We start from the raw sequence: 14,501 nt of genomic DNA on the forward strand, positions 1-14,501 counted from the left end.
CCGGAAGCGGCGTCCGTGGTGTTCACCTCGTCGGTGACGCTGCGGATCGTCGGCGGCCCGGACGGTCCTCGCGCTGGAATCCGCCCGGCGGGCAGGCGCCGAAGCGCTGCCGTCCGCCGGGCGGCAGCAGGGGGCTACGAGGCCGACTGCTCGTAGCGGCGGGCCAGTTCGGCGGCGCCCGCCTCCGTCAGGGAGCCGTGCAGACGCATCCGGGCCACGCCCCCGTCGGGGTAGGCGTCCAGGCGTACGTGGGTGACCACGGCCTCGGTGCCGAGGACGAAGCGGTGCAGGGTGTCGGGCTGGAGCCGGGTGCGCGGGAGGATCTCGAACCACTCGCCGCTCTCGCCGTCGCGGCCCTGGAGGCCGATCCAGCCGGCCGCGTTCCCCTTGAGGTAGGCGGTGTCGATCTCGACGGCGCGCACCGCGCCCTGGGCGGGCAGCCGGAAGCGCACCCAGTCGTTCGTGTCGCGGACCCGGCGGCGGCGGTTCTCCCAGCCGTCGTCCATCTTGCGGGAGGTGCCGGGCAGGATGATCTGCGCCGGCGAGGAGTAGAAGCGGTCCGAGGCGTCCTCGTACATGCCGCCGTTCAGGATCGAGATCAGGTCGATCGTGCCCAGCGCCGCGAGCCAGGCCGGGTCGGGGACGACCTCGCCGTGGACGCGGAGGCGGGCGATGCCGCCGTCGGGGTGCTGGCAGATCCGAAGGTGGGTGTGGCGGCGGCCGCCCGTGACCTCGAAACCGTTGGCGGCGTGGCCGCGTACGGGGGTCGGCGGGACGAGCTCCTCCCACTTCACGTCGTCGGCGAGGAGCTCCTCCGTCCCGGGGGCGCCTTCCACGGCCGTCGCCTGGACGGAGACGCGCTGCGGGTAGTTGCCGCGGAAGTGCGCGGTGTCGACGACGATGCCGCGGATGATCCCGGGGGTGCCCAGCCGGACGATCGCCCAGTCGTGGTCCTCGGCTGCGGGGAAGGGGTGTTCCGCGTCCACGCCCCGGCGGCGGCGGGTCTCCCAGCCGTCCATGATCTTGCCCTTGTGGCCGAAACGCTCGGGGTCGAAGACGGCGGGTTCGCGGATCAGGAGGTTCTCGCGCTCGGCGAAGAACTCGTCGTTGGCCGCGATCACCCCCGCGCCGAGGCGGCGGTCCGCGAGGTCGACCAGTTCGGTGAAGGGGAAGTCACCGGTCCGGTAGTCGGCGTAGGGGTCACCGCCGCCGTAGGGGGCCGCGTCGTTGGCGTGCGGGTCGGTGGAACGGGACTCCGTCTGGATCTTGTCGGTGGGCATGTCCCCACTGTGCTGCCGCGACACCGATCAGGTCCATCGAAAGTTTTCGTACGATCCTTTCAGTTCTTCTGAACGTTCTGCTGAACGTCCTGCTGAACGTCCTGCTGAACGATCTGTTCCGCCGCCCGCTGGAGCGCCCCCAGCACCCGCGCGACCGCCGGACCGCGCTCCGCCCCCTGCCGCACCGCCGCGACGACATGACGGCAGGGCCGGTCCTCCTCGAGGACCCGCATCACCACGCCGTCGCGCGGCCGGTCGGAGGCCGACACCATCCGGGGGACCAGAGCGACGCCCATGCCCGCGCGGACCATGGCGAGGATCGCCGTCCAGCCGGCGGCGCTGTGGGCCTGCTCGGGGACGAATCCCGCGGCCTCGCACGCGGCCGTGGTGATCTCCGACCACGGGCCGGACCCGCCGAAGATCCAGGCCTCCCGGGAAAGGTCGGCCAGCCTCAGGGCGGGCGACCCGGCGAGGCGGTGACCGGCGGGCAGCGCCACGTCCAGCGGGTCGGCGAGGAGCGGCAGCCGGGCGAAGCGGGGGTCCCGGGCCGTCGGGGCGTGTGCTGCCAGGGAGAGCGCCAGGTCTACCTCGCCGGCCGACAGCAGCTCGTACGCCTGGGCCGCCTCCGCCTCCCGCACGCGCACCTGGGGCCCGGGCCGGTCCCCGGCCTCCAGCAGCCGCACGGCCGGCACGACGAGGGCGGGAACGGCGGTCGAGAAGGCACCGACCCGCACCTGGCCCGCCTCTCCCCGCAGATAGCCGGTCAGCTCGGCGTCGGCCCGCTCCAGCTGGGCGAAGACCGCCTCCGCATGGCGCAGTACGAGATGGGCGGCGTCGGTGAGCCGGACGCGGCGGCCCTGCGCCTCCAGCAGCGGTACACCGAGCTGCCTGGAGAGGTTGGTGAGCTGCTGCGAGACGGCCGACGGGGTCATGCGAAGCGCTTCGGCCGTGGCGGTGACGGTGCCCCGGTCACGCAGGGTGCGCAGGATGCGGAGCTTCTTGACGTCCCACTCGGTCATGGCCGAAACCTACCCGTCGCCCGGACATGCCGATGCGCCGCGCGGTACGTCGTACCGGCGGCGCACTCGGAAGAGCCTGCTAGGCCTGCTTCTTGGACTTGTCGAGGACCATGACGAGTCCCGCGATCACCAGGAACAGGACGATCGGGAGCGCGACGTAGAGGCCGAGGGTCTCCAGCACGTTCAGCCCCGGGCCCGGGTCGTCACCGTCGTCGCGGGTCAGCGCGAGCGCCGGGGACGACATGAGCAGCATCATCAGCGTCGTACCGGCCGCGACGGCGCCGGCGCGCATAGCGTTCTTCTTGTCCACGGTGCAAACGTAGCGAACGCCTACGAGGGGCGCGCGCCCGGGGGTGCCGTACGGGACTGGTGGCCATCCGTCAGGACGGCCATGAGCCGGTGCAGCCGGGGCGAGGCGGTGATCTCCTCCAGCGTGACGGGGTGGCCTTGGGCGTCGGCGATGGGCAGGCGCCAGTTGGGGTACTGGTCCCAGGTCCCGGGGAGGTTCTGCGGCCGGCGGTCGCCCACGGTGTCCGGGAGCCAGACCCCGGCCATCCGGGCGGGGGTGCGCCGCAGGAAGCGGTGGACGGCGCGGACGGCCGCCTCCTCGTCGCCGTCGCCCTCGGGCAGCAGCCGGAGCCGGGCCAGGTAGGCCAGCCACTCGGCGGTGTCGGCGGCGTCCTCGGCCAGCTCCTGCTCCAGGCTCCGGGTGAGCAGCCCCAGCCGGTGGCGGAGCGTCACGTGATCGCCGGTCAGGCGGGCGGCGGTGGACGGCAGATCGTGGGTGGTCGCCGTGGCCACGCAGTCCTCGCGCCACTTCTCGGGGGCCAGCGGCCGCCCCGTGCCGTCCCAGTCGCGCTCGAACCAGAGCACGGAGGTGCCGAGCACCCCGCGCCGGGCGAGCGCCTCGCGTACGCCGGGCTCGACGGTGCCGAGGTCCTCCCCTATGACGACGGCACCGGCCCGGTGCGCCTCCAGGACGAGGACGGCGAGCATCGCCTCGGCGTCCTGGCTGACGTAGGCGCCCTCGGTGGGCGGGCGCCCCTCGGGCACCCACCAGAGCCGGAAGAGGCCCATGACGTGGTCGATGCGCAGCGCTCCGGCGTGGGCGAGGAGACCGCGCAGGAGGTCGCGGTAGGGGGCGTAGCCGGACGCCGCGAGGGCGTCGGGGCGCCAGGGGGGCAGCCCCCAGTCCTGGCCGTGGGCGTTGAAGGCGTCGGGGGGCGCGCCGACGGACATGCCCTGCGCGAAGGCGTCCTGCTGGGCCCAGGTGTCGGCGCCGTCGGGGTGGACGCCGACGGCGAGGTCGTGGACGATCCCGACGGTCATCCCGGACTCCCGCGCGGCGCTCTGGGCCGTAGCGAGCTGGGTGTCGGTGAGCCAGGCGAGCCGGCAGTGGAAGTCGACCCGGTCCAGCAGCTCGGTGCGGGCGCGGGCGCTCTGCGGGGAACGGGGGTCCCCCAGCCCTTCGGGCCAGGCACGCCACAGGGGGCCGTGCACCTCGGCCAGGGCGCACCACAGGGCATGGTCCTCCAGGGACTGTCCCTGCTCGGCGAGGAAGTCGCAGTAGGCGGCGCGACGGCCGGGCGTCAGGGGGACCCCGCGGATGATCTCCAGGGCCTGCTTCTTGAGCGCCCAGACGGCGTCCCGGTCGATCAGCGCGCCCTTGTTCAGCACGGCCTCGCGAAGGGCCGCGGCTTCCTGGCGCAGGTCGTCCAGGGCCGCCCTGCCGGGCTCGGCGACGTGGCCGTACTCCGGGATCGACTCGATGTGCAGATGCACGGGGTCGGGGAAGCGGCGGGAGGAGGGGCGGTACGGGGACGGGTCGGTCGGGCTGCCGGGTACGGCGGCGTGCAGCGGGTTGACCTGGACGAACCCGCTCCCCAGGGTCCGCCCCGCCCAGGCGGCGAGGTCGGCCAGGTCCGAGAGGTCGCCCATGCCCCAGGAACGGGCGGACAGCATCGAGTAGAGCTGGACGAGGAATCCGTGCGTGCCGACGGGCGGCTGGGGTACGCGGTCCGGAGCGACGACGAGCGTGGCGGTGGCGTAGCGGCGGTCCGCGGTACGGACGGTCAGCCGGTGGACGCCCAGGGGCGGTTCGGTCCACCAGGTGGGCGTCGTCGGCGTGTTCGCGTCGGTGGCGGGGAGCACCCGCATGCGCAGGGGCGACCGCGCGTCGGTGGCGCCCGGTTCGGGGTCGACCGTCAGGAGCGCGCCGGGCGGCAGCGCGGTGAGCGCGGCCGGCAGCGGCTCCCCCGACCAGGCCACCACCGTCGGCGGGAGCAGTCGGGAGGCCGCTGCCGATTCGGCTGCGGCGAGTGATCTCCGCACCTCCGCGGGGGTGTCGGCGTCGACGCCCAGGGCGGCGAGCACGGCCGTGACCGTGTCGTCGGGGACGGACACCGTGACATCCGCGGACGGGGAGAAGGAGGTGGCGACGCCGTGCAGTGCGGCGAGCCGGGACAAGCCCATTCAGACTCCTGGGGACTCCATGCCCCCTGCGGTGCCGGGTGCTGTCGGCTCGCTGGTCAGAGGGGCGACGGCGGCGAGCGGTGGCTCGCTCGTGAGGGGTGTGGCGTCGGCGAGCGGAGGCTCGCTGGTGAGCGGGGGTTCGCTGAGGAGCGGGGCGCTGTCGGCGGGCGCGGGTTCACCGATCAGGTGGGAGACATCGGCGAGCGGCAGCTCACTGATCATCGGAGGGGCGGTGAAGGTCGAGGGCTTCTTGCCCGCCATCGGATCGGAACCCATGGGGCTAGGCACCTGTTTGGAGAGGGCGGAGAGCAGAAGCTGCGCAGAAGCGGGCATGTTGGCCTCCTGGCCGTGGACAACAGGACACAGCAGACCTACCCAGCGGGCGCGGGAGCAGACGTGGACGTGACATAGGCGTTATGACAACGATTCCAACGTGCCGTGGGTCACACTTCGTTCCCCGGCGCGTCAGGTATGGGCCGTTTTCAGCCACTCGGCGGCGCCTTCCCCGCGGCAAGGGCGCCCTGGACCCGGTCCCGGCCCGCACCCGCCCGCCGGACGTCGCCGCGCTCACCCGGCCGGGTGACGCGGCGGCCTCCGATACGTCGACGGCCCGGTTCCTCAGGCGGAAACGCCGTCGATCCGGGCCATCACGTCGTCCGCGCCGAAGGGCTGCAGATAGGGCAGCCAACGCGGGTCCCGGTGCCCGGTCCCGATGATCCGCCAGGCGAGACCGCTGGGCGGCGCGGGCTGGTGGCGCAGCCGCCAGCCGAGCTCCGGCAGGTGGCGGTCCGCCTTGACGTGGTTGCAGCGGCGGCAGGCCGCCACGACGTTGTCCCAGGCGTGCTGCCCGCCGCGGCTGCGGGGAATGACGTGGTCGACGCTGGTCGCGGCGGCCCCGCAGTACATGCAGCGGCCACCGTCCCTCGCGAAGAGCGCCCGGCGAGTGAGCGGGACGGGCCCCCGGTACGGGACCCGCACGAACCGCTTGAGGCGGACCACGCTGGGCGCCGGCACGGCACGGGTGGCACTGTGCATGAAGGCGCCGGACTCCTCGAGGCAGATGGCCTTGTTCTCGAGGACGAGGACGAGCGCGCGGCGGAGAGGTACGACGCCGAGCGGCTCGTACGAAGCGTTGAGAACCAGGACGTGCGGCACGGTGGATGCCTCCTTGTACGCCGGCGACGCGTGGCTCGCGCCGGGACGATCCGATCTCAGTCTCTCCTCATGCCTGGTCCGAGCGCCACCACGTGCGGGTAACGGGCCGGAGGGATTTTTCTCACCGTCCGGCCGTACGCACGCCCCGGGCACACCCGGAACAGGTGTGTGAACGGGGCCGCGGCCCCCCTGAGGGATCGGCCACACCCGCCGTGACCCCGGGTGAGACGTGTCTCTCCCTCCCCGACGGCAACGAACCGGCCCCCCGCCTTCGTTACTGTGGTTGGTCTGCTGTCGCCCCATATGGAGGTCCCCGTCGTGTCCCTGTCCGCCCTCCTGGCCGCGGCTCCGTCCCCCGGGGCCGCGGGCTCGCTGGACGAAGCCGCCGAGCGGGCCGGGAACGCCGCAGGCTGGGTCGAGGAGAACTGGTCCACCTGGCTGAACACCGGCCTCCGGATCATCCTCATCGCGGCCATCGCGATCGTGCTGCGCTACCTGATCCGGCGCGCCCTGACCAACCTCATCGACCGGATGAACCGCAGCGCCCAGGCGGTGGAGGGCACGGCCCTCGGCGGCCTGCTGGTCAACGCGGAACGCCGCCGCCAGCGCTCCGAGGCCATCGGCTCCGTGCTCCGCTCGGTGACGTCGTTCCTGATCCTCGGCACCGCGGCCCTGATGATCCTGGGCGCCTTCCAGATCAACCTGGCCCCCTTGCTGGCCTCCGCGGGGGTCGCCGGTGTGGCACTGGGCTTCGGCGCGCGCAACCTCGTCACCGACTTCCTCTCCGGCGTCTTCATGATCCTGGAGGACCAGTACGGCGTCGGGGACCAGATCGACGCGGGTGTCGCCTCCGGCGAGGTGATCGAGGTCGGTCTGCGGGTCACCAAGCTGCGGGGCGACAACGGCGAGATCTGGTACGTGCGCAACGGCGAGGTGAAGCGGATCGGCAACCTCAGCCAGGGCTGGTCCACGGCCGGTATCGACGTCACGGTCCGCCCGACGGAGGACCTGGAGTCGGTCCGCAAGGCGATCGCCGGCGCCGGCGAGACCATGACCAAGGAAGAGCCCTGGTCGGAGCGGCTCTGGGGCCCGGTGGAGGTGCTCGGCCTGGACGCGGTGCTGCTCGACTCGATGACCCTGCGGGTCACGGCGAAGACCATGCCCGGCAAGTCGCTGGGCGTCGAGCGCGAACTGCGCTGGCGCATCAAGCAGGCGCTGGACGCCGCCGGGATCATGATGATCGGCACCATCCCCCTCCACACGGACGGAGAGACCGTCACCGATCCGACGGCGGCCGTGTCGGCCCCCTCGGCGTACGCGTCGGCGACGTCGCCGCAGTCGCTGGCGGCGACCCCGATCCCGCCCGCCAACCTCACGAAGTAGCCGGCGCCGGACATCCGGTGCGCACAGCGCCCCCGCAGGTAACGCTTTGGTTGCCACGGGGGCGCTTCCCATTGACGCCCCGGTGGCGCCGCCATACCTTCCTCTCACCGATAGGAAAGTTTCCTAACAGAGGCAGGCGCGTCGCTCATGGCCGGAACCACACCAGGCACCCCCAGCGTTCTGCGTGCCATGAACGACCGGGCGGCGCTCGATCTCCTCGTCACCCAGGGGCCCCTGACCCGCACGCGCATCGGCGAGCTGACCGGGCTCTCCAAGCCCACCGCCTCCCAGCTGCTGGCGCGTCTGGAGGAGGCGGGCCTGGTCCGCTCGACGGGCAGCCAGAGCGGGCGCCCCGGACCGAACGCCGTGCTCTACGAGATCAACCCGGCCTCCGCCCATGTCGCGGCGCTCTCCGTCGGGCCCACCGGGATCGACGCCGTGATCGCCGACATCACCGGCGCGGTGGTCGGCTCCTGCCGTGTGGAGGCCGAGGCGGTCGCGGAGGACGTACGGCACCGCACCGCCCAGCTCGTCGCCGAGGCCGTGGACGGGGCCCTGCGTCCGACCGGTCTCGGCCATGACGACCTCGCCGCCGTGGTGGTGGGCACTCCGGGCGCGATCGACCCGCACACCGGGCAGCTGCGCTACGCGCCCCATCTGCCCGGCTGGCACTCCCGCACCCTGCTCGCCGACCTCGCCGAGGTGGTCGGCAGGCCGGTCGTCATCGAGAACGACGTGAATCTCGCCGCCGTCGCCGAGCAGTACGAGGGCGCCGCGCAGGACCACGACCACTTCGTGCTCGCCTGGGTCGACGAGGGCGTCGGCGCCGCGATCGTGCTGGGCGGCACCCTCCTGCGCGGTGCCACCGGCGGTGCGGGGGAGATCGGCTACATGCCGCTGCCCGGCGCCCCGCTCGCCCGGGGCGGCGCCGCCGACTGGGCGGGGCCCGACGCGGGGGGCGGCTTCCAGAGCCAGGTCTCCTCCCCCGCCGTACGCGACCTGGCCGGAGGCAGGCCGCTGGCCGAAGCCCTCGCCGACGAGGCCGTGTCCGCCGAGGTCGCCCGCAGGCTCGCCACGGGCCTCGCCTCCGTGGTCGCCGTGGTCGACCCGGAGCTGGTCGTGCTCTCCGGCTCCGTGGCGCAGGCCGGCGGGGACGACCTGCGCAAGCGGGTGGAGGCCGAGATGACCGGACTGGCACTGCCCAGGCCGCTGCTCCGCATCAGCGACATCGAGGGCGACCCGATACTGACCGGCGCCCTGCGCACCGCCCTCGCCCAGGCGCGCGACAGCACCTTCGACACCGCCTGACCCCTCCCGACGACCCGCCGTACCGCCCGCACCCGGTGGTCCGTACGGCACCCCCATGCCCGGTGAGCCCCTGCGCGCCGCGGTTCCGAGCCGTACCTCCACGCTTCACCACCCGCCCCTCCTCCCCGCGAAGGAAGTCCGCCATGGCGCTACGGCGCATTCGTATCCGCGTGCCCCTGGCGCTCGGCACAGCCGCCCTGCTGCTGTCCGGCTGCGCGAATCCGAGCACCGGCAGCAACACCGACGACCCCACGAAACCGGTCACGCTGAAGTTCTGGCACGGCTGGTCGGCGCCCGGCGAGGTCAAGGCGATCAACGAGAACATCGCCCGGTTCGAGAAGCTCCACCCCAACATCGACGTCGTCTCCACCGGCAACGTCAGCGACGAGACGATCAACCAGGCGCTGCGGGCCGGGGGCGGCGACGCACCCGACGTCGTCACCTCGTTCACCACCAACAACGTCGGCCAGTACTGCTCCTCCGGCATGTGGGCGGATCTCGACCCCTTCCTGAGGAAGAGCGGGATCGACAAGGCGAAGGTCTTCCCGAAGACCCTGCTGGACTACACGCGGTACGAGGGCGTCCAGTGCGCGACGCCGCTGCTCGCCGACGCCTTCGGCATGTACTACAACAAGGACGCCTTCGAGGAGGCGGGCATCAGCCGGCCTCCTCGCACCATGTCCGAGATGAAGGCCGACGCGGTCAAGCTGACGCGGAAGAAGAAGGACGGCTCGCTCGAGCGCGCCGGCTTCATGCCGAACTTCCAGCTCTACCAGAACTCCCCCGACCGGATGTTCGCGCAGTGGGGCCCGCAGTACTTCGACGGCGAGGGCAAGGCGAAGCTCGCCGACGAGCCCAGGACCGAGCAGTTCTTCACCACCATGCGCGGGATCTCCGACGCGCAGGGCGGCTACAACGCCATGGAGCGGCTGCGCGCCACCTTCGGTGACGAGATGTCGTCCCAGAACGGCTTCCTGACCGGCAAGCTCGCCATGCACCTGGACGGCGAGTGGCGCGGCCTGATGCTCGACGAGGCGAAGGCGGAGTTCGACTGGGGGGTCGCCCCTCTGCCGGTCCCCGACGACCAGGCCGACACCTACGGGCGCGGCTATCTGACGGGCACCGTCGCCGGCATCGCGCACAGCAGCCGGCACCAGAACGCGGCGTGGGAGCTGGTGAAGTACCTGACGATCGACACCGAGGCGGTCGTCCACTTCGCCAACGCGATCCACAACGTGCCGTCCACCTTCGACGCGCTCAAGTCGCCCGACCTGGACCCCGACCCGGCCTTCCGCGCCTTCATCAAGATCGCGCAGAACCCGCACAGCCAAGCAGTCCCGCCCTCGAACAACGGCGGTCAGTACATCACCTCGTTCCGCGACTTCTCGCAGTCCGTCGAAGCGGGCAGGACCAAGAACCTGCACGGCGCCCTGAAGGAACTCGACGAGCAGATCGACGCCGACAACCTCCAGTCGGAAAACTGAGGAGCCGAGTCATGGCACTTTCCCTCTCCACCCCGGCGAAGTCCGCCGGACAGGGGACCGAACCGGCCCCCCGCAACTCCCCCCTGCGGCGCAAGCGGAACCGCGAGCGGCTGCGCACCCTGGGGTTCCTCTCGCCCTGGCTGGTCGGCTTCTCGGTCTTCTTCGGCTACCCGCTGATCGCGACCGTCTACTTCTCGTTCATGCACTACAACCAGATCAAGGCGCCCACCTTCGTCGGGCTGCGCAACTGGAAGTACGTGCTGGAGCAGATGCCGTTGTTCGGCCCGGCCCTGTGGAACACCCTGTGGCTGGTCGTGGTGATGGTCGCGCTGCGCGTGGTGTTCGGTCTCGGTGTCGGCCTGCTGATCACGAAGATCAAGACGGGGGTCGGGCTGTTCCGCACGGCCTTCTACATCCCGTACCTGGCACCGCCGGTCGCGGCCACCGTCGCCTTCGTCTTCCTGCTCAACCCGTCCACCGGACCGGTCAACGAGATCCTCTCGTGGATCGGCCTGCACGGCCCGAACTGGTTCAACGACCCCAACTGGTCGAAGCCCTCGCTGGTACTGCTCTCCCTGTGGGGCATCGGCGACCTGATGGTCATCTTCATGGCCTCGCTGCTGGACGTACCGAAGGAGCAGTACGAGGCCGCCGACCTGGACGGCGCGGGGTCCTGGACGAAGTTCCGCTACGTCACCTGGCCCGCCATCACGCCGATCGTGCTGTTCGCCGTCGTCACGGGCGTCGTGCAGACGATGCAGTACTACACGCAGGCCCTCGTCGCGGGGAAGCTCGCCTCCGGCGTCTCCATCGGCCCCGGCACCGTGATCCAGCCCGGCTACCCGGACCACTCCACCCTGACGGTGCCGCAGCTCGTCTACTCGATGGGCTTCCAGAACTTCAACACCGGTGCCGCGTGCGTCCTCTCGCTCGTGCTCTTCGCCATCGCCATGGCCGTCACCCTTCTGCTGATGCGCAAGAGCGTCGGCCTCATCCCGGCGGAGGACTGAAATGACCACCACCCTGACCAGGCCGGACACCGCCGTGGCAAGCCGCCCGAGCGGCCCCGACGCCGCCCGGCACCGCCGCAAGCGCGTCCTGAACTGGATCGCGGTCCACTCCGTGGCCGTCGCGCTCGCCCTGTTCTTCGTCCTGCCGTTCGTCTTCGTCCTCCTCACCTCGGTGATGAGCGACGACCAGGCGATGAGCGGCGACCTGTGGCCCGACTCCTGGAACTGGTCGAACTACTCGACGGTCTTCCACACCCCGGGCTTCCTCGGCTGGTGGCGCAACTCACTGATGTACGCGCTCGTGGGCACGGTGTTCACGGTGTGCTCGTCGGTGCCGGTCGCCTACGCGCTGGCCAAGTTCCGCTTCCGCGGCCGGCGTACGGCGATGATCCTCGTCATCTCCACGATGATGCTTCCGCCGCAGGTCATCATCATCCCGATGTACCTGGTGTGGGCGCAGCAGTTCCACCTGTCGGGCTCGCTGTGGCCGCTGATCATCCCCATGGCGTTCGGCGACGCCTACTCGATCTTCCTGCTGCGGCAGTTCCTGCTCACCATTCCGCAGGAGTACATCGAGTCGGCGAAGGTCGACGGATGCGGTGAGTTCCGCACGCTCCTCAAGATCGTCGTACCGATGGCCAAGCCCGGCATCGCGGCCATCGCGCTCTTCCAGTTCTTCTACTGCTGGAACGACTACTTCGGACCGCAGATCTACGCCGCGCAGAACCCGGGCGCCTGGACCCTGAGCTACGGCCTGGAGTCCTTCAAGAGCGCCCACGCGGTCAACTGGAACCTGACGATGGCCGCGACCCTGCTCGTCATGGCGCCGGTCATCATCGTGTTCTTCTTCGCACAGAAGGCCTTCGTCGAAGGCGTCACCCTCACCGGAGTAAAGGGCTGAGAAGCATGAAGCTCGCAGTAGTTGGCGGCGGGTCCACCTACACCCCCGAACTGATCGACGGTTTCGCGCGGCTGCGGGACACCCTGCCGGTCGAGGAGCTCGTGCTCGTCGACCCGGCGGCCGACCGGCTGGAGCTGGTCGGCGGCCTGGCGCGGCGGATCTTCGCCAAGCAGGGCCACCCGGGACGGATCGTCACCACCTCCGATCTGGACGCCGGGGTCGCCGGTGCCGACGCCGTGCTGCTCCAGCTCCGCGTCGGCGGGCAGGCCGCCCGCAACCAGGACGAGACGTGGCCGCTCGAATGCGGCTGCGTCGGCCAGGAGACCACCGGGGCGGGCGGTCTCGCCAAGGCGCTGCGCACCGTCCCGGTCGTCCTCGACATCGCCGAGCGGGTACGCCGCGCCAACCCCGACGCCTGGATCATCGACTTCACCAACCCGGTCGGGATCGTCACCCGGGCACTGCTCCAGGCCGGGCACAAGGCCGTCGGTCTGTGCAACGTGGCGATCGGCTTCCAGCGGAAGTTCGCCGCGCTGCTCGACGTGACGCCGGGCGAGGTCCACCTCGACCATGTCGGGCTCAACCACCTGACGTGGGAGCTCGGGGTGCGCCTGGGCGGCCCGGACGGCAAGGACGTCCTGCCCGAGCTCCTCGCGGAACACGGTGACGCGATAGCCGGCGACCTGCGCATGCCCCGGCAGATCGTCGACCGCCTCGGCGTGGTCCCGTCGTACTACCTCAGGTACTTCTACGCGCACGACGAGGTCGTACGGGAGCTCGGCACGAAGCCGTCCCGCGCGGCCGAGGTCGCCGCGATGGAGAAGGAGCTCCTGGAGATGTACGGCGACCCGGCCCTGGACGAGAAGCCCGCACTGCTGGGCAAGCGGGGCGGCGCCTTCTACTCGGAGGCGGCCGTCGACCTGGCGTCCGCACTGCTCGGCGGGGGTGGCTCCGCGGTGCAGGTGGTCAACACGTACAACAAGGGGACGCTGCCCTTCCTGCCGGACGACGCGGTGATCGAGGTCCAGGCCCGGGTCGACGGCACGGGCGCGACACCGCTCGCGGTGCCCTCCCTGGACCCGCTGTACGCCGGGCTGATCGGGCACGTCACCGCGTACGAGGACCTGGCCCTGGACGCCGCGCTGCGCGGCGGCCGCGACCGGGTGTTCAAGGCGCTGATGGCCCACCCGCTGACCGGACAGTTCGAGTATGCCGAGGCGCTCACCGACAAGCTGATCGCGCACAACCGGGAGCACCTGGCGTGGGCCTGACCGCACATGTGCTCGCGATCGACGCGGGCAACAGCAAGACCGACGTGGCCGTGATCGGCGCCGACGGGACCGTCCTCGGCACCGGGCGCGGGGGTGGCTTCCAGCCGCCTGTCGTCGGGATCGGCACCGCCGTCGACGGGCTGGCGGAGGCGGTCCGGCCCGCCCTCGCGCAGGCGGGAGTCGACGGCGTTCGCCATGTGTCGGCATGTCTGGCCAACGCCGATCTCCCGGTCGAGGAGGAGGAGTTGGCCGAGGCGCTGGAGGGCCGCGGCTGGGGCGGCACCGTGGAGGTGCGCAACGACACCTTCGCGATTCTGCGCGCGGGGGTCGACGAGCCCCGCGGCGTCGCCGTGGTGTGCGGTGCGGGGATCAACTGCGTCGGCATGCGTCCGGACGGAGCGACCGCCCGCTTCCCCGCGATCGGCCGGATATCCGGTGACTGGGGCGGCGGTTCGGGGCTGGCCGAGGAGGCGCTGTGGTTCGCGGCGAGGGCCGAGGACGGGCGCGGCGAGCCGACCGAGCTGACCCGGACCCTGCCCGGGCACTTCGGGCTCGACTCGATGTACGCCCTGATCGAGGCGCTGCACCTGGGGCACATCCCGTACGCCCGCCGGCACGAGCTGACACCGGTGCTGTTCTCCACCGGCGCGGCCGGCGACCGGATCGCGCGCGGCCTCGTGGACCGGCTCGGCGACGAGGTGGTGGCGATGGCCGCCGTCTCGCTGGCCCGGCTCGGCCTGCTGGAGGAAGAGGTGCCGGTGGTGCTGGGCGGCAGCGTGCTGGCGGCCCGCCACCCCGCTCTGGACGACAGGATCGGTGAACTCCTCGCCGTGCGCGCACCGAAGGCGGTGGTCCGGGTCGTCTCCGCTCCGCCGGTGCTGGGCGCCGGGCTGCTGGGTCTTGACCACACGGGGGCCGCCCCCGCGGCGTACGACAGGCTGCGGACGCAGTACGCCTGAGAGGGCCGGAGGAGTCGGGCGTCCCGTGGCTGTGCCGCGCGGGGCGCCCCTCGCGTACGGGAACCGATCAGCTGTCCCGAACGTGTTCACGGTAGGGAGATCAGTCTGCTCAGAGGCCCGCCCGGCCGATCGCCTTGATCGCTCGCGCTCGTCCTGATCGAATACGGGAGGGGCGGGGGCGGGATCCGGGCATTCCTGGTGGACTGCGGCCCCTGGGGCCATACTTCAGGCCAGGACGAGTCGTCCCCCGATCGGCCGG

The 14,501-nt window shown here is 71.7% G+C and carries 13 protein-coding genes; 7 read left to right on the forward strand and 6 right to left on the reverse strand.

Going from position 1 to position 14,501, the window contains the following annotated elements; translation table 11 throughout:
- Nucleotides 1-134: 134 nt before the first annotated feature.
- From alc to ACIBCU_RS04980, 6 genes are all read right to left on the reverse strand, one after another.
- The gene (alc, locus tag ACIBCU_RS04955; RefSeq protein WP_399229267.1) at nt 135-1,280 is read right to left on the reverse strand and encodes an allantoicase; all 1,146 of its coding nucleotides are present in this window, start codon (nt 1,278-1,280) and stop codon (nt 135-137) included.
- A gap of 59 nt (nt 1,281-1,339) precedes the next feature.
- Entirely contained in the window at nt 1,340-2,299 is a 960-nt protein-coding gene (locus ACIBCU_RS04960) for a LysR family transcriptional regulator (protein ID WP_399229269.1), read from the reverse strand.
- 79 nt (nt 2,300-2,378) lie between these two features.
- Entirely contained in the window at nt 2,379-2,591 is a 213-nt protein-coding gene (locus tag ACIBCU_RS04965; protein ID WP_015577166.1) for a hypothetical protein, read from the reverse strand.
- 38 nt (nt 2,592-2,629) lie between these two features.
- Nucleotides 2,630-4,771 (reverse strand): 4-alpha-glucanotransferase, encoded by a 2,142-nt coding sequence (gene malQ, locus ACIBCU_RS04970; protein WP_399229273.1) that lies wholly within the window; start codon nt 4,769-4,771, stop codon nt 2,630-2,632.
- Nucleotides 4,772-5,104, reverse strand: coding sequence for a hypothetical protein (locus ACIBCU_RS04975; protein WP_362937119.1), 333 nt, complete (start codon nt 5,102-5,104; stop codon nt 4,772-4,774).
- A gap of 285 nt (nt 5,105-5,389) precedes the next feature.
- Nucleotides 5,390-5,926, reverse strand: coding sequence for an HNH endonuclease (locus ACIBCU_RS04980; RefSeq protein ID WP_104785722.1), 537 nt, complete (start codon nt 5,924-5,926; stop codon nt 5,390-5,392).
- Between the two features lie 318 nt (nt 5,927-6,244).
- Between ACIBCU_RS04980 and ACIBCU_RS04985 the strand changes: the two genes are divergently transcribed.
- The 7 genes from ACIBCU_RS04985 to ACIBCU_RS05015 all read left to right on the forward strand — a co-directional run bounded on the left by ACIBCU_RS04985 (nt 6,245) and on the right by ACIBCU_RS05015 (nt 14,242).
- Nucleotides 6,245-7,309 (forward strand): mechanosensitive ion channel family protein, encoded by a 1,065-nt coding sequence (locus tag ACIBCU_RS04985; RefSeq protein ID WP_399229276.1) that lies wholly within the window; start codon nt 6,245-6,247, stop codon nt 7,307-7,309.
- 147 nt (nt 7,310-7,456) lie between these two features.
- Nucleotides 7,457-8,617 carry an ROK family transcriptional regulator gene (locus tag ACIBCU_RS04990; protein WP_362937113.1) on the forward strand — a complete coding sequence of 387 codons (1,161 nt, stop codon included), beginning with the start codon at nt 7,457-7,459 and terminating at the stop codon, nt 8,615-8,617.
- A 143-nt stretch (nt 8,618-8,760) separates the two neighbouring features.
- Nucleotides 8,761-10,101 carry an ABC transporter substrate-binding protein gene (locus tag ACIBCU_RS04995; RefSeq protein ID WP_399229278.1) on the forward strand — a complete coding sequence of 447 codons (1,341 nt, stop codon included), beginning with the start codon at nt 8,761-8,763 and terminating at the stop codon, nt 10,099-10,101.
- Nucleotides 10,102-10,112: 11 nt separating this feature from the next.
- Entirely contained in the window at nt 10,113-11,111 is a 999-nt protein-coding gene (locus ACIBCU_RS05000; protein WP_362937107.1) for a sugar ABC transporter permease, read from the forward strand.
- Nucleotide 11,112: 1 nt separating this feature from the next.
- Complete coding sequence (locus ACIBCU_RS05005; RefSeq protein WP_362937104.1) at nt 11,113-12,012, forward strand: carbohydrate ABC transporter permease; 900 nt, start codon at nt 11,113-11,115, stop codon at nt 12,010-12,012.
- A 5-nt stretch (nt 12,013-12,017) separates the two neighbouring features.
- Nucleotides 12,018-13,283 carry a 6-phospho-beta-glucosidase gene (locus ACIBCU_RS05010; protein ID WP_362937101.1) on the forward strand — a complete coding sequence of 422 codons (1,266 nt, stop codon included), beginning with the start codon at nt 12,018-12,020 and terminating at the stop codon, nt 13,281-13,283.
- Nucleotides 13,274-14,242, forward strand: coding sequence for a BadF/BadG/BcrA/BcrD ATPase family protein (locus ACIBCU_RS05015; RefSeq protein ID WP_362937098.1), 969 nt, complete (start codon nt 13,274-13,276; stop codon nt 14,240-14,242). Before ACIBCU_RS05010 ends, ACIBCU_RS05015 begins: the two co-directional genes overlap by 10 nt.
- The last annotated feature ends 259 nt before the right edge of the window (nt 14,243-14,501 follow it).

Origin of the sequence: Streptomyces sp. NPDC051064 (assembly GCF_044455985.1) — a bacterium.
In the GTDB taxonomy this organism is placed as follows: domain Bacteria; phylum Actinomycetota; class Actinomycetes; order Streptomycetales; family Streptomycetaceae; genus Streptomyces.

Bases quoted from the DNA above. Each gene is read 5' to 3' on its own strand.
- alc (WP_399229267.1), bottom strand. From the start codon at position 1,280: ATGCCCACCGACAAGATCCAGACGGAGTCCCGTTCCACCGACCCGCAC.
- ACIBCU_RS05010 (WP_362937101.1), top strand. From the start codon at position 12,018: ATGAAGCTCGCAGTAGTTGGCGGCGGGTCCACCTACACCCCCGAACTG.
- ACIBCU_RS04965 (WP_015577166.1), bottom strand. From the start codon at position 2,591: ATGCGCGCCGGCGCCGTCGCGGCCGGTACGACGCTGATGATGCTGCTC.
- ACIBCU_RS05000 (WP_362937107.1), top strand. From the start codon at position 10,113: ATGGCACTTTCCCTCTCCACCCCGGCGAAGTCCGCCGGACAGGGGACC.
- ACIBCU_RS05005 (WP_362937104.1), top strand. From the start codon at position 11,113: ATGACCACCACCCTGACCAGGCCGGACACCGCCGTGGCAAGCCGCCCG.
- ACIBCU_RS04960 (WP_399229269.1), bottom strand. From the start codon at position 2,299: ATGACCGAGTGGGACGTCAAGAAGCTCCGCATCCTGCGCACCCTGCGT.
- ACIBCU_RS04995 (WP_399229278.1), top strand. From the start codon at position 8,761: ATGGCGCTACGGCGCATTCGTATCCGCGTGCCCCTGGCGCTCGGCACA.
- ACIBCU_RS04975 (WP_362937119.1), bottom strand. From the start codon at position 5,104: ATGCCCGCTTCTGCGCAGCTTCTGCTCTCCGCCCTCTCCAAACAGGTG.
- ACIBCU_RS04990 (WP_362937113.1), top strand. From the start codon at position 7,457: ATGGCCGGAACCACACCAGGCACCCCCAGCGTTCTGCGTGCCATGAAC.
- malQ (WP_399229273.1), bottom strand. From the start codon at position 4,771: ATGGGCTTGTCCCGGCTCGCCGCACTGCACGGCGTCGCCACCTCCTTC.